Here is a 13,536-nt window from a genome sequence, read left to right as displayed (position 1 = left end):
TCTCAATCATGTCGAGATATCGCTGAACGCTTTCCTCAATCTGTTGCTGACGCTTGTCGATCTTGCCGGCCGTATAGTTTCTGTCGCGGCTGTTCACCGCCTTGAACTTGCTGCCGTCGATGGCCACCATGTCGCTGGATAACAGCTTCAGTCCGCGACATAGTTCGACGAAACGACGGCATACGTTGCGGATGGCCGGTCCGTTGTCGCGGCGAAAGTCGGCGATCGTCTTGAAGTCCGGTGCCAGACGCCCCGTCAGCCACATCATCTCGACATTGCGCTGGCATTCGCGCTCAAGACGCCGGCTTGAGGGTACCCGGTTCAGATACCCGTAGATATAGATCTTGAGCATCACGCCAGGGTGGTAGGACGGGCGGCCGGTGATTGCGGGCGTGGTGCCGTTGAAGCCGAGCGTCGTGAGGTCCAGTTCGTCTACGAACACGTCGACGATTCTGACCGGGTTGTCCTGGCCGATGTAGTCATCGACGCATTCGGGAAGTAGTGCGACCTGCTTGCGGTCATCGCCTTCAACGAATCGCTTCATGAGTCACCCGGTCTCAATGAGTTGATTCAGTTTAGGCGATGAGTGCGTTTTCACACAGGCTCGGCCGGCCGCCGCCTATCGTGGCTTAAGCATTGCAGTTTTGGAGGGCACTTGGCGGGGTTGCTGCTCAGGCGGTTTGGCTGAGATTAAACGGCCCTAGCCCGGCTTCAACTTGACTTCGCAGGCTGCATAGATCGTGCGGACAATCGGCGACCGGTAGTCCATACGCCAGCCATCGGTGAACAGTTGCGCAAGCGAATCCGAATCCGCAGCCCACGGCAACTCAGCAAAATCCAGCGCTACCTTTTCCGATAGAGCACCAAGATGCACACGGTCCAGCCAGTTGGCTTGGGCCCCGTTGCCTTTTACCCAAATGTCAAGCAACTCAACCGTGTGGTCAGTTCGCAGCCAATCGCCTGAACGCGCTCGCGCGACCAGTTGCCCTACCACCAGGTAGCAGAGCAGTTCCGCGCGGGCTTCGTCGTCAAGATTGCTCAAATCGGTCATCCATGCGGGCCAAAATCTACTTCCCTACGCGGGCCAGCAATGCGCGGCCACCGCGTATTGCAAGCCAAAGGATCAGCCCGGTGGCAACGATCGATGCAAGCAATATGAAGACAAGCGTCAACGTTTCCATGTCATCCACATTGTCGAGCCGCTGAAGTCCGACCGCTCGCAAGACAAACTGAATGGAATCGGTAAGCGGTGACATCTCGTAGGGCAACCCGGCGATGTAACGGGCTAACAGATCACCGAGAACAACGGTTGCCACAAGATAGAGAGCAATGCGCGCGAACTTTTTCATTGCACGTCCACCCAGCCGTATGCCTTAAGAGAGCTGCCCGGGACCGGCCACGTAGCACCCTGCTTCCTCAGGTACGTCGCAAACTGCGCAAAGCTGTGCGGGCTGGTCAGCGTGATGCATCCCTCGCTTAAGCCCTGTGGACCAATCGGGTGCAAACGGAACTGGCCGCGGTGGACGCCATTAATGATGGTCGTATCGCCAGTCTTTTCTCGCCAGAGAGCAAACCATTGATCGCGGTCAGTGCCGTAGCCATATTTCCGTACAACGTCGTAAAGCCAGCCAAGGTGGCCGCCGGATTGCCGATCGACGATGTAATAGCGCCCGGGCGGGAGCGGTCCAATCATTTCTTTTTCGACGGCTGCAGGGTTGTCCCTGCCGCTATCACGGCCGGAGAAGGCAACAAAATTGCCAATGCCTGCACATTGCAGGACAGACGTTGGTTTGGCGTTTAGCTGAAAAGTGCATGCAACAGGCATAAACGGCCTCGCTTTGCTGTTTTGTGGCCGTCAATTTACCAGAGGATTCACTGCCCGCCTTTCCGAAAATGTGAGCGATGGCGGTCAGTGATCGGGTCGTCGCGAACTTCCATTTCGAGCGACGTGGTAAGCCCGCCATCGCCGTTGAGCGAATGCGTTGCCTCCTTCACGAGCCACGGCGTTTCGTTGATCTCTGGCTTGAACCCGGCGACGTTCACCGGCAGTTCGGGGAAAACCTCGGGCCGGCCGAGCGCGAGCTGGTAAGAGAACGTCGCCTGACTACGCTGCGTGCGTGCAAACTCGCCTTCGGCGGCCGCCCGCGCTTCGGCTTCGGTCGCATAGTCCTCCGGCAGCACTTTCACATTCCTGTTGTTTTCGCCACCGACGACGACCGACTTGCGCTTTCCCTTGGTGTTTGAATGGTAGTGAGCCCGCACGGCCGAATAGCTTTCACGCTGCGCGACGTGGTAGCGGTGCGTGTCACCGTCTGCACGCGTCAGGTTCAACATGGTCAGCGCCTTCCCGCTCGCTGTCTTGCCAGAGCCTATGGGCATGAACAGCAGGTTCAAATCCTTGACGTTCATCACGGCGTCGTACCGCCTGGCGAGCCGCGTCAGAAAAGACATGTCGCTTTCGTGCGTCTGGTCGATGTGCGCGATCGCAACCGTAGCGAGTGCGTCGGCGATCGCTGCCTTGAGGGAGTGGCGGCCGGCAATGGCGCGCACGATCGAGCCGATAGTCTGCGCGTGCCAGCTCTGTTCGCGCCGCTCGTGCATCTGGTTTGTCATCGACGCCGACCGCGCGCGGATCGTCAGGATATCGGGCGTGCCGCTATGCTCGACTTCGTCGACGGAAAACGTCCCCTTATCGACTAGCGGCTCGCCGACCCATCCGATCGCTACCTTGATGTTCGCCCCGCGCTTCGGGATGGCGAACGTGTTTTTCGAGTCGTCTATGACGAGGTCGATCGTATCGGCTTCGTCGCTGCGTGACTCCTTAAGCGACAGGCTGATGAGGCTCGGCGCGATCAGGCGCGACAGATCGCGGCCATCGAGCGTGATGCGGTAGTCGGCCTGCGGTTGCCGGCGCGCGATCGCGGCGATTTGGTTTGTCATGCGCCGCCCGATTTTTCGAGAATGTACGAAACGACGCCGGCGACCGCTTCGCCGTTGCCAGACGATATGTCTTTGGCCGCGCTCAATGCCTTGTCGAGTGCTTCTCCACTCCCCGTTGACAGCCCCTTGATCGCGGCCTCTGCTGCGCCGGGGGCCGGCGGTTGCAATCTGTTCGACCTCGCCGAGTTGGGGCTTGAATACAGCCCCGAGGAATATCTGAACCTGTTGATGTGTCACTTCATTGATGACACTGCATCGATTTTCCCGCTCGCCGACTTGCAGCGCTGCATGGTGGATTCGTGGGAACTCTGGGAAGACTTCAAACCACTGGCGCCCCGTCCTTTCGCTTACCGGCCTGTATGGGTCGGCTATGACCCTGCCCTGTCCGGCGACTCGGCCGGCTTGATCGTGGTGGCGCCGCCTGCGGTGCCGGGGGGCAAATTCCGCGTGTTGCACAAGGAGCAATGGCGCGGGATGGACTTCGAAGCCCAGGCCGATGCGATCAGGCGCATCACTCAGGATTTCAACGTCGAGTACATGGCGATCGATACGACCGGCATCGGCCAGGGCGTGTACCAGCTCGTTCGCCAGTTCTACCCGAACGCGGTCGCGCTCAACTACTCGCCAGAGGTTAAAGGGCGGCTCGTACTCAAAGGCCTGTCGGTGATCGGTAAGGGCCGACTCGAGTTCGATGCGGGATGGACGGACCTGGCGCAATCCTTCATGGCTATCCGAAAAACCATGACCGCGAGCGGAAAGCATGTCACCTATGAGGCGAGCCGCAGCGAGGAAACCGGACACGCCGATCTTGCATGGGCTTGCCTGCACGCGCTCGGTAATGAACCGCTAGAGGGCATTACCGCCAACAACACAGGCTTTATGGAGTTTTCAAATTGAGCAAGCGCAGACACAACCACACGCACGCCGCAGCACCAGCGCCGGCTGCAGCACCGCCAGCCCGGGCCGAGGCCTTCACGTTTGGCGACCCGATGCCAGTTATGGATCGGGCCGAGATTCTGGAGTACGTCGAGAGCTGGTCAGCCGGCGAATGGTTTGAGCCGCCAGTGTCGTTCGCCGGCCTCGCGAAGTCATTTCGGGCCGGCGTACATCACAGCTCCGCGATTTACTTCAAGCGCAACGTGTTGTCGTCCACGTTCATCCCCCACAAGTTGCTCACTCGCGAGGAATTCGACAAGTGGGCGCTTGATTTCCTGGTATTCGGCAATGGCCCGATTGAGAGGCAACAGAACCGGCTAGGCGGCACGCTCGCACTCAAGCGGGCGCCCGCGAAGTACATGCGCCGCGCGACGGATTTGCAGCGCTTCTTTCAGGTCAACGGCATACAGGAAAAACACGAATTCGAACCGGGCGTGATCTTTAACTTGATGGAACCGGATATTAATCAGGAAGTGTACGGCCTACCCGAATATCTCCGTGCGCTGCATGCGGCATGGTTGAACGAGTCCGCGACGCTGTTTCGTCGTCGCTACTATGAGAACGGATCGCATGCAGGGTTCATCCTCTACATGACGGACGCAGCTCAGAAACAGGAAGACGTCGACGCGTTGCGCGAGGCGTTGAAAAACAGCAAGGGGCCGGGGAATTTCCGCAACCTGTTCATGTATGCGCCGAACGGGAAAAAGGAAGGGATTCAGCTAATCCCGGTGTCCGAGGTCACAGCGAAAGACGAGTTTTTCAACATCAAGAATGTGACGCGCGACGACTTGCTTGCCGCGCATCGCGTGCCGCCACAGCTTATCGGCGTGGTGCCGAGCAATACGGGCGGGTTTGGGGCCGCAGACACGGCGGCCGAGGTATTCGGTGCAAACGAAATCGAACCGCTCCAACGTCGTTTTACGCAACTCAACGAGTGGATCGGCGACGAGGTCGTGCGGTTCAATCCTTACAGTATCAAGCGGGCGGGTGTCGCAGCCTGAGTAACAACCGACGGTTCCAATTCGCACTAACCAAGCGACCGCTCCGACTCAGTATCTATCGAACGCGAAGGGGTGTGCCCGGTCATCTGCCCGTCGGGCCAAGCGGGAATAGCCCTACGCCGCCGCCCCGATGTCCTCTGGATAATTCGACAGACCCTCCACTACAAATCGCTTGAGTGGAAGAAACGAGGGGCATTTTTTTTCAATTTTGCCAAGATCGACATGCTGCGCCAAAAGCTTATTCTTATTCGTACTGAACCGTGGCTTTAGAGACTGATCAACGCTTAATTTTTTTATCAACTCCTTCGGCTTTATCACGTTCTCTGGGCTCGGATATTTCTTATCGATATCCTTGTCTACGCGCCACCCCGACCAGATCTTTGTCACGCAAGAAATATCGGCGAAAAACCATGCTTCCAATTCTTCTTTCGGGATCAACAGGCAGAAATTCCCTTTGGCGGTAACTCTTTTTACAATCTTGTCTATAACAAGCTGACGTCTATTATCCGCCGCATGACCATCACAGTCGTGAACGATAACGAATTTGTTAACTTCTTTTTTTGCGAGCGTGTTCAATACACGCGCCCCCTGATTGACCAAGTCCCCGCACCCATCGAATCCGCATCCGTCAACGCTAACCTTCTTTGGCGCGATACGCTCAATGAACACTTTGACCGCCTCATAGTCAGTTTCGTCTTCTGCGATCACAATATACATTCATTGCTCCAGGAGTCTTACGTATTCTGCAAGTTGCCCTTCTTCGTTAATGAACTTCTTCGCGTCCTCAAGTTCCGCTGTCGTTAGGGACCTGCATCTGGTCTTTCCCTTAACGTTCATCACGATTCGCAAATCGGTAGCCGGAACGCTGTTCACCACCGACGGCGAATGGCTCGTCATAAAAAACTGAGTCGGAGACGCGTAGCTGTGAAGCACCCGCATCAGCTTTCCCAACAAACCCGGATGTATGCCGTCCTCAGGTTGTTCGACCAGCATGACCGTGGAGCGGTCATATAGCAGAGCAACGATTAACTGAAGAATTCGCCTTGTACCAAAAGATAATCCTTGGTAGGTAAGCACAGTAGACTCTGCGCTGGGCACAAAAAAATGTACCGTATAAAACGAGTTAAGTGCATTCGGTGCGACGTGCTCCACCTGGCTGCCACTAGACTTTCTTTTAGCCGCAGCAGAAGGGTTTGATATTCCTATTTTTATATCTTTAATAATATTAAGCTCATTTTCCCCCAGAATATCAACTATCTCGTCGAAAATCTCTTTCTTCTCTTGATGCAAACGAATCAATCGATATATCACGGCGTCACCGCCCGATATCTCGTCATCCTCGTCTTGCAGCCAACTCGTGTATTGGTCCTGCCTAACATAAAACGTCCTAGCACGTAGATCGTCAAGAGCGTAGTAACGAATTCCCGTCAGAAAATCATGAACGTCTTTAATGTGTTGCCACTCGCTCGTACCGGCGGCAATACTGAGTGCTAAGTCGAACGTACGCACGAGACCCGGAGGAACCGCGACCGTCTTGCGGCGACGGCCGTCCGCAATAATTATGGCGTCGCCGACTCGCTCGAAAATCAGCTTCTCTCGGCCACGGGCTCCTATTTCCAACAGCTTGTCGTTGTACAACAGCGTTAAACCCGGCTGCGTATCTTTGGATGAGAAGCCGTGCGTACTCAAAGAATAGAGGAAAGTGCGCTCGCCAAACTTCAATGTCAACGAAACCGCGGCCCCCTCCAAGAACGGAGCAATCGACGGCACGCTCGCGTCGACGGCGACACTTGCCACCCACTCGAGAGCCGAAAGAATATTCGTTTTCCCGGCCCCATTCCTGCCGATCAACAGCGTGGCGTGGGTTGTGCCCGACAGGGTGACGTCGCGACAGGTTCTGAAATTCTGTATGTGGAACGAGGTAATCATCGCTTGGCATAGGGCCAGATGAGTTCAATGTTCGCGATTCTCTCACGGACGGGCGTTCGCCAACGCTAAAAGTAACGGGCATTCGTACTGCAATTCATCAAATTGGGTGTGTTCACGGGCTTGCGGAGTAAAAGGGACGTTGCGGGGCCATCTACTGTTCAATAGCCGTTCACTGCTCGCCCTTTCTACTGCCTCGTCTCGAAACGGCGATGGATGCCGCCGCTCTGCCTCCTAGGGCTTTGGGTCCCGCACGGCAGCGTACGCACTTCAATGTTGGATTAAAGGCTTTGCGACGATCAGCCTCTGGCGAGTTTTCCTAGCTTCAAACCGGTTGGCAGCAGCTAAGCGCCGCCGTGCCGTCATCTTGCCCTAGACAGCCCCCCTAGATGCAAGATCGCAGTCCCCCTCCCCGCCTGCCCTTCTCTTGGGTGGCTGGTTTTGATGCAGTATGCAGCTGACCGCTGCAGTGGCAGTCTGCGCTAGATTCGGGACCGCCTCAAAGCCGTCCGTGTGATGCGATGTGATGCGCGCAGGCAGTCTTCGACGCGATTCATCGGCCCGTGCTCAATTCCGGCCTTGCGGTGGGGTCCGTGGCTGCTCCTGTTCCCTGCGGTGTGCGATCATCAACTGGCGGATGTCGCTTTGCACTTCGTCAACCAGAGGGCGAATTTTCGCGGCCGTAATTTCTGCGGCTTCCCCGATCATTGGCCCGTGATGACTCTCGTGGCCGATGCGAACAGTTGTTAGCGCGCTATATAAATGGTCCGACAAGGTTCCGAGCTTCACGAATAGCGTGTCTGGCATAAATAGGAAGTTGCGGTTGGCGTAGACAGAGAACTGACGAACGGCGGTTTCGGTGCGCTGGTAGCGGTGGAAGAAAATCGTGTGCTGGTAGAACTCCGCCCGGTCACGCCCTGTGCGCTGCCGCAACTGCTGCTTTTGCGTCTCGAGAAGCTCGCTGTCTTTCAAAAACTGCTCAAGCTCCGGATCATTCATTGCCTCGACGTCCGCATACTGCTGTGACCGGCTGGTGAGCCAGCTCACAAGTCCGAACGCATCGGAAAGCTTCTCCCATGCATCGGGGATGACAGTGAATTCGCGCTCTTGGTACTTGAGTTTGCCTTGAAGGTCGGTGTCCCATTTGACCTTCAACTCGGCCAACTCCTTAGCATTTGTTTGCCGAAGGTGCTCTAGACGCTGAGAGAACTTGTCTTCGATCCACTTTTGGCCGAGCCACTTGAATAGTCCGTATGCAATAGCGGCTGCACCACCGCCGGTCAGAACGAACTGCTTGAAGAACTCCCAGGCTTCGGCTTGTGTCATGTTTTTGAACTTCTCCCGGATCTAGTCGGCGTTGCGGGGCTCAGCGCAAGCAGTCACCCTTAAATTCGCCCTCAATGGTTATAGCGCCTATCGCATGATAACGTCGAAAGAACAGGTAATCCGCATGGCTTGCCTCGATCAAATTGATGGTGCGGATCCGTATCGAAGCGCATGTTGCTGGCGGCGTTGCTGCTGCCGGCAAGAGCATCAACCAATGGGGCGAGGAAATACTGGAACAGGCAGCGCACGCGTGACAGTTCACAGGCTCATGCCGAATAGATAGGTGCATAGCATCTCGTCTGCTGGCGTCCTTTGTTTGCTATTCCTCGCGAATCTCCCAAGCGCAGCGAGGGTGTTTGTTCTATAAAGGGTAGAGGCTCAAGCAGGAGAACAAGAAATGGCCGAGAAGGTGACTATTCCTATCACAGGTTTGCCCGCGAATGCCTCCTCGGTTGTTATCCGGTACAGGACAGACGCGGGAGCGCGGGCGCGAGTGTATCTCTTCGACGACGATCAAAATCCGCGTACGATTCATGGTCCGTCGGGCGACATACGCTTGAATGTAAGCTTAGGGCGCTACTTTGTCCTCGAAAGGCTGACATCAAATGAATGGGCGTTTCAGTCGATTAAATATTCGCCAGCCTGGGATAAAATCATAGCAATTGAATTTTCAAATTTCATAAATTTTCTATCAAGATCAATTTTTGTGGCGATTGCCTGCGCCGTTTTGGTCGGATTTTCTATTTCTTCGCTTTATTGGTATTACATAAAATCTCCAAGCCAGGATTCTTTGAAATTTATGTCCAGCACCGCCCCCTTGTTGGCGGTTGTTGTCTCCATAATTGCGCTTATTTTAAATCTCAAACATAACCGTCATTCGATGGGAATCGGCATATTGGCCAATCTCAATAAGGAATTTGAGAGTGACGAATTAAAGAGAGCAAGGGCAGGCGCCGCTCTTGCGCTTATTCATGATGATTGTATTTTTGACTCTAATGTAAATACTCTCTTGGATTTTTTTGAGAATATTGCCCTGCTGGAGAAGCGGGGGGGGGGGCAATTGATTCTCAACTAGTTTGGCATTCATTCTATTATTGGTTTAAGCACTATTATGATTTGACCATTAATTACCGATCAAGAGCGCGCAGTGAGGATGCTACGCAGTGGGAAGATATTGAGCATTTATCTCAGCGCCTGATACAGCAGCAGCATCGAGGTGCAACGAGAAAGCCATCAATTCCCTCTGGCGAGCAGGCCCCGATTTCGGGGGATCAGCGCGAGTTTCTAGACGAGGAGATAAGGGTCGATCCAATGCATGAGCGTCGCAGGGTCAAAGGAACACGCAGAGGGGGAGCAGCGATCGTCTAGCCGCCATGCCGGCCCCGTCATAGACACAAGCAAGTCGGGCCAAGACCCGCGGCAATTGTTCCACAGTAGCTTCGAGGGCAGCAGTCACCGCGGCTTCAGCATTGAACGCCAGGGCACGCCTACGGATTTGTGTAATATGTCGGCCTAATGCGCGGGAAGATGTACGGGGAAGCGAAGGAACGCCGGCATTTTGCCTGCTTGTGGGCCGTTTTTAGCCGGTTAACTATTGTGTGGTCAGATCGGACTTGGGATAGAGAATGAGCACGAATAACGACATAAGCGCCGACGAAGTTAGCAATTGGTTCGAGGAAGAAGACGAGGCTCCGGTTGCGGGTACGGTCGCACTCGATGCCGCGGAGAAGTACGCCCGGAGTCAACTGCGGGTTGTGCGCGAGACCAAGGATTACCAGCTTGACTATCTACGGCACGCGCTACAGCCTGGACGCGAATTAATTGACACATCTCCAACTTATCAACGGCGCCTCCGGTGGACAACGAAGAAGCGCTCACTACTCATAGAGTCGTTCCTCCTAAACATTCCTGTACCGCCAATATTTCTGTTCGAGCATGACTACAACGAATATGAGGTAATTGACGGACGGCAGCGATTGGAGACGATCCGCGACTTCCTGGCAAACAACTTCGCCCTGACGGGTCTTGAATACTGGCCGGAGCTTGACCGCAAGCGCTTCAACGACCTCCCCAACGTCTTGCAAAAGGGTCTGCTGCGTCGAGGTCTACCCGCCGTTGTCCTGCTTGCAGAAACGCGTGATTCAACCGAAGACGATCTCGACGTTCGTCGGGTTTTGTTTGACCGCCTGAACACAGGCGGCATTCGGCTTAACCCGCAAGAACTGCGCAACGCGCTTTATCCTGGGTCGCTCAACGCCTTGCTCATAAAGTTGGCCCGTTCCACGCCCTTCACTACTGCCTGGAACATTCCACCATACGTGCCGAACGAGGAAAATGAGCCGTCAGAGGAGCTGCTCAAGAACGCACTATTCGCGTCTTTGGCGGACGCCGAACTGGTTTTGCGCTTTTTCGCACTTCGCGATGCCTATGTGAATCACCGCCAAGGCTCACTCCGTCGTATTCTTGACCGTTATATGGACGAGAATGCACGTGTTCCGGAAGCAGTTACCACGGCGTTTGAAGGCGAATTTCTGAGCTTGCTTGGCAGGCTAGTCGCGCTTTTCGATGGCACTCCATTTCGCCTTCCAACAACGAGACGACCGAGCAGGCCGCTCTACGACGCGCTGATGATTGCACTTAGCGTCGCGCCAAACCTAGACATTGAAAGCAACGCTGGCCCCATCCGAAATGCGCTCATGGACGCGTTGCGTGATCCGCGTCGGTACGACGTGTTGGTGGGGCGCGGCAATACGATTGAGTCGGTACGCGAGCGAGTCGACCTTGCGGCCGAAATTCTCCAAGCGCGGGCGTGAATGATGAGTGATCTGCCAGAGATTCTTCGACAGTTTCGCGTCGATGTTGAACGCGCTGAACATTTGCTCAACTTTATAAAGCGGTTTCGAGAGTTCGGCGGAAGCGCCGCACCTGCACAGGTTGCTGAAGCACATTTGCCCTGGCCAGAGGCGATGGTCCTACTAGAGGAGTCGCGTAATCGGCGTACAGACTTACCGGTCCTATCTGGCTCTCTAGTCTTGTACCTCGCAGGGCGCTTCGAGTATTTTGTGCGGCAAGTTATCCAATCGGCAGCTGAGGATATCGCATCAAAGGTCGCCTCTTATGTTGCATTGCCTGATTCGATCCGGAACGAGTTGCGCGTAAGGACACTTGAAGTGGCTCAGCAACCGAGGCGCTATGGTTTTGACGAAGCAGAAGCCGCGGCATTGCTAGAGAGCCTCGTCAACAATCAACGCGGTGCAGTCGCGCCACTTACGATAAATGCGGAGGTCCTATCGATCACCGAATCGAACATGAAAGACCGAGTGATTGCCGATCTAATGAAGCGTGTCGGAATGGAAAGTTTTTGGAGCGAAATCGGGAAGCAGGCTCAAGTAAAGCTACATCTCGAAAAACAAAACGACCGCGAGACAACCGCTGAGGTACAAAACCGATTGAACGCAATAATGGAAGAGCGCAATCAAATCGCTCACCCGACCGCGGCCACGCAATTTCCTGACCCGGACCAAGTACTTAATAGTGCGGCACTCCTTAAGGTGCTATCGACTGTCATGGTTGATGTCTTGTTAGTGTATCTAGGCGGTTTCCGGGCGCCTCTACCGGCACCCGCCGCGGCAGCAGTTGCTGCCGTCTAGCAAGATCGGTAATCCTCTGGCCTGCGTCGCATTTGAACGTTCTGTCGCAGTGAGATTGGGGCTGCCACGAGGTGCCTCGATCAAACTCCTCAGTTTTGCGAGCCCGACTCCCCATGGTCGGGCGTCTATGCTCCCAGGGGACCACGCCTCGACAATTGCTTTCGATCGACCTTATTCGAATTGTCCGCTCGTCAGACTAGAAATTGAAATTGCCGGGACACTCCCCCTTCGCGTCTCGGGATTGGTGTCTCTGGAGGAAACATTTCGAGCCGCGTCCGGTACGTGTGACCGCACGTCACGTCGTCGCACTGGAAATCGATCATCCAAAGCGTGTCAGATTCCTTTTCCATCGCGCGAGCAATGCCACGTGCGCCACAATGCGGGCAGGCGATGGTGAACCTCATGCCATGTTCGCCCGGGTGATCGCAGTGCGTGCGTTGACCGCACCACGCAGCATTGTCGAAGGTCGCACTTCAAGGCAGACGCCATCCCGCGGCCGTGCGGACGCAGACAGCGAAAAAAGAATTTCGAACCCCGCTGGTGTCCTGTATCCGCAGTCGTCGCAGACGAAGTACATTCGCCGCATCGTTTGCGACATGCTTTCTGTATGCCGCGCATCAATCTCGCCACCGCAGCACGGACAATCGATTTGCATTCTCATCATCTCGGCCTCCGATTCCGCCTAAGGGAGCCGCCCCCGGCTCTGATCTACCTTAGCGAGCGGACTTCTGCCCGTTCGCATGCTGTTTTCTCGCGTCAGAACGTTACCCGACAGGTGCCGGCTCTCGTGAGTGGCGCAACTTCAAAAGGACCATCGGGCGTGACGTACTAGCGCGGCATGTCAATTCTCCCAATCAATGTGCATCGGATCGTACCCGCGGGCTCACTGCACTGCCGACGGTCGTTCCTTCGTCCGCTTCATGGCGCTGCTGAGCATCGCCTTGATCGACCCGCCCGGTGGAAGCGATCGCGCCGATTCCGCAACCTGTGCGGAAAACGCCGCATCACGACGCGCCATTTCTGCAAGCTGCTTTTTTCTGGCTTCACGCCCCGCGCTCACGCGCCCTGCATGTTCGGGCATGAAAACTCCGCTCCTTGCGTCATTGATCATGCTGGCGAAGAATTTCGCCGGATAACGGATGCCGCCCGCCTGCATAGCGCCCTGCCATTCGTCCAGAACCTGCTGCTTAAGGTCTGGCGCTAGGCTACCCATCAGGGTGGCCATAGCTGCCCGTCTGGTGGCTTCGAGGTTTTCAGGCCAGATCAATGCATCGCCACCGCCACCGCCCTCCGTCGCTTCGTGTGCCCTACTAGCGTGTGTAGTGGCGGAGGAGGTATTAGTAAGAGCTTCTCCGGATACCGGGTGTGTGTCGGCTTTTGCCGACTGCACTCTGTCGGCTTCGCGACGCTGAGCTTTTGCTGGCGGGGGTTTCATGGTGTCGGCTTGACCTGTCGGCTTCCTGTCGGCTTTTTTCTGGACGCATGAATCCGTTTCAGCGAGAAGCGTTCGAAAAACAAGATTTTTTTCGGTCGATTCGCAGCGCAGCAGCCCTGCTTTTTCAAGCTGGCGTGCAATGCGCCGTATCGCTTCAATTGACGGAACGGTTGCTTTGACGCCCTGCCGCGGCTCTGTTGATTTGCACGGAATCCTGACCCACGATTTGCATTGAATTCTGACCCACCCGTTGGACCAGCTTTGCGGGTTATTCGGTGGGTGTCTGGGTCTTCTTTCTCTCCTTCTTTGGCTGTGTCGTGCT

Annotated in this window: 15 protein-coding genes and 1 pseudogene; 5 read left to right on the top strand and 11 right to left on the bottom strand. The window is 55.5% G+C overall.

Features of this window, described 5'->3' with window-relative positions; translation table 11 throughout:
* From FSO04_RS42885 to FSO04_RS42865, 5 genes are all read right to left on the bottom strand, one after another.
* The coding region (locus tag FSO04_RS42885; RefSeq protein WP_166618379.1) for a transposase at nt 1-544 on the bottom strand (544 nt) is incomplete at its 3' end.
* 156 nt (nt 545-700) lie between these two features.
* Complete coding sequence (locus FSO04_RS42880; protein WP_154567410.1) at nt 701-1,051, bottom strand: hypothetical protein; 351 nt, start codon at nt 1,049-1,051, stop codon at nt 701-703.
* Between the two features lie 16 nt (nt 1,052-1,067).
* The gene (locus FSO04_RS42875; RefSeq protein ID WP_154567409.1) at nt 1,068-1,349 is read right to left on the bottom strand and encodes a hypothetical protein; all 282 of its coding nucleotides are present in this window, start codon (nt 1,347-1,349) and stop codon (nt 1,068-1,070) included.
* Nucleotides 1,346-1,825, bottom strand: coding sequence for a DUF2778 domain-containing protein (locus FSO04_RS42870; protein ID WP_154567408.1), 480 nt, complete (start codon nt 1,823-1,825; stop codon nt 1,346-1,348). The genes FSO04_RS42875 and FSO04_RS42870 overlap by 4 nt, the downstream gene beginning before the upstream one ends.
* Before the next feature lie 47 nt (nt 1,826-1,872).
* The gene (locus FSO04_RS42865; protein ID WP_154567407.1) at nt 1,873-2,940 is read right to left on the bottom strand and encodes a phage late control D family protein; all 1,068 of its coding nucleotides are present in this window, start codon (nt 2,938-2,940) and stop codon (nt 1,873-1,875) included.
* A 153-nt stretch (nt 2,941-3,093) separates the two neighbouring features.
* Here FSO04_RS42865 and FSO04_RS42860 point away from each other — a divergent pair.
* Both FSO04_RS42860 and FSO04_RS42855 read left to right on the top strand, forming a co-directional pair.
* Nucleotides 3,094-3,837 (top strand): annotated as a pseudogene (locus FSO04_RS42860) (phage terminase large subunit family protein); the annotation flags it as partial.
* Nucleotides 3,834-4,877 (top strand): phage portal protein, encoded by a 1,044-nt coding sequence (locus tag FSO04_RS42855; protein ID WP_154567405.1) that lies wholly within the window; start codon nt 3,834-3,836, stop codon nt 4,875-4,877. The pseudogene FSO04_RS42860 and the gene FSO04_RS42855, both read left to right, overlap by 4 nt.
* 114 nt (nt 4,878-4,991) lie before the next feature.
* On the opposite strand, the gene FSO04_RS42850 is transcribed toward FSO04_RS42855, so the two are convergent.
* The 3 genes from FSO04_RS42850 to FSO04_RS42840 form a co-directional block, all read right to left on the bottom strand.
* The gene (locus FSO04_RS42850; protein ID WP_154567404.1) at nt 4,992-5,594 is read right to left on the bottom strand and encodes a DUF4276 family protein; all 603 of its coding nucleotides are present in this window, start codon (nt 5,592-5,594) and stop codon (nt 4,992-4,994) included.
* Nucleotides 5,595-6,806: an AAA family ATPase gene (locus FSO04_RS42845; protein ID WP_154567403.1), complete on the bottom strand. Its 1,212-nt coding sequence runs from the start codon at nt 6,804-6,806 to the stop codon at nt 5,595-5,597.
* Between the two features lie 564 nt (nt 6,807-7,370).
* Nucleotides 7,371-8,129 carry a hypothetical protein gene (locus tag FSO04_RS42840; RefSeq protein WP_154567402.1) on the bottom strand — a complete coding sequence of 253 codons (759 nt, stop codon included), beginning with the start codon at nt 8,127-8,129 and terminating at the stop codon, nt 7,371-7,373.
* Nucleotides 8,130-8,526: 397 nt separating this feature from the next.
* Between FSO04_RS42840 and FSO04_RS42835 the strand changes: the two genes are divergently transcribed.
* From FSO04_RS42835 to FSO04_RS42825, 3 genes are all read left to right on the top strand, one after another.
* The gene (locus FSO04_RS42835; protein ID WP_154567401.1) at nt 8,527-9,204 is read left to right on the top strand and encodes a hypothetical protein; all 678 of its coding nucleotides are present in this window, start codon (nt 8,527-8,529) and stop codon (nt 9,202-9,204) included.
* Between the two features lie 550 nt (nt 9,205-9,754).
* On the top strand, nt 9,755-10,942 hold the full coding sequence (locus FSO04_RS42830) for a DUF262 domain-containing protein (protein WP_154567400.1): 1,188 nt from the start codon (nt 9,755-9,757) through the stop codon (nt 10,940-10,942).
* Nucleotides 10,943-11,779 carry a HEPN domain-containing protein gene (locus FSO04_RS42825; protein ID WP_154567399.1) on the top strand — a complete coding sequence of 279 codons (837 nt, stop codon included), beginning with the start codon at nt 10,943-10,945 and terminating at the stop codon, nt 11,777-11,779.
* A gap of 191 nt (nt 11,780-11,970) precedes the next feature.
* Here FSO04_RS42825 and FSO04_RS42820 read toward each other — a convergent pair whose 3' ends face one another.
* The 3 genes from FSO04_RS42820 to FSO04_RS47290 all read right to left on the bottom strand — a co-directional run.
* Complete coding sequence (locus FSO04_RS42820; RefSeq protein ID WP_154567398.1) at nt 11,971-12,183, bottom strand: Ogr/Delta-like zinc finger protein; 213 nt, start codon at nt 12,181-12,183, stop codon at nt 11,971-11,973.
* Nucleotides 12,180-12,434 carry an ogr/Delta-like zinc finger family protein gene (locus FSO04_RS42815; RefSeq protein WP_154567411.1) on the bottom strand — a complete coding sequence of 85 codons (255 nt, stop codon included), beginning with the start codon at nt 12,432-12,434 and terminating at the stop codon, nt 12,180-12,182. Before FSO04_RS42815 ends, FSO04_RS42820 begins: the two co-directional genes overlap by 4 nt.
* A 228-nt stretch (nt 12,435-12,662) precedes the next feature.
* Nucleotides 12,663-13,536, bottom strand: an 874-nt coding sequence (locus FSO04_RS47290; RefSeq protein WP_206753089.1) for a hypothetical protein, incomplete at its 5' end; no start/stop codon positions are given.

Origin of the sequence: Paraburkholderia madseniana, from assembly GCF_009690905.1 — a bacterium.
GTDB classification, from domain to species: Bacteria; Pseudomonadota; Gammaproteobacteria; order Burkholderiales; family Burkholderiaceae; genus Paraburkholderia; species Paraburkholderia madseniana.
The sequence above is the reverse complement of the archived record's forward strand: the minus strand, read 5'-3'. Positions and strand labels throughout refer to the sequence as shown.

Bases quoted from the DNA above. Each gene is read 5' to 3' on its own strand.
- FSO04_RS42880 (WP_154567410.1), bottom strand. From the start codon at position 1,051: ATGACCGATTTGAGCAATCTTGACGACGAAGCCCGCGCGGAACTGCTC.
- FSO04_RS42875 (WP_154567409.1), bottom strand. From the start codon at position 1,349: ATGAAAAAGTTCGCGCGCATTGCTCTCTATCTTGTGGCAACCGTTGTT.
- FSO04_RS42870 (WP_154567408.1), bottom strand. From the start codon at position 1,825: ATGCCTGTTGCATGCACTTTTCAGCTAAACGCCAAACCAACGTCTGTC.
- FSO04_RS42865 (WP_154567407.1), bottom strand. From the start codon at position 2,940: ATGACAAACCAAATCGCCGCGATCGCGCGCCGGCAACCGCAGGCCGAC.
- FSO04_RS42850 (WP_154567404.1), bottom strand. From the start codon at position 5,594: ATGTATATTGTGATCGCAGAAGACGAAACTGACTATGAGGCGGTCAAA.
- FSO04_RS42845 (WP_154567403.1), bottom strand. From the start codon at position 6,806: ATGATTACCTCGTTCCACATACAGAATTTCAGAACCTGTCGCGACGTC.
- FSO04_RS42840 (WP_154567402.1), bottom strand. From the start codon at position 8,129: ATGACACAAGCCGAAGCCTGGGAGTTCTTCAAGCAGTTCGTTCTGACC.
- FSO04_RS42835 (WP_154567401.1), top strand. From the start codon at position 8,527: ATGGCCGAGAAGGTGACTATTCCTATCACAGGTTTGCCCGCGAATGCC.
- FSO04_RS42830 (WP_154567400.1), top strand. From the start codon at position 9,755: ATGAGCACGAATAACGACATAAGCGCCGACGAAGTTAGCAATTGGTTC.
- FSO04_RS42825 (WP_154567399.1), top strand. From the start codon at position 10,943: ATGATGAGTGATCTGCCAGAGATTCTTCGACAGTTTCGCGTCGATGTT.
- FSO04_RS42820 (WP_154567398.1), bottom strand. From the start codon at position 12,183: ATGAGGTTCACCATCGCCTGCCCGCATTGTGGCGCACGTGGCATTGCT.
- FSO04_RS42815 (WP_154567411.1), bottom strand. From the start codon at position 12,434: ATGCAAATCGATTGTCCGTGCTGCGGTGGCGAGATTGATGCGCGGCAT.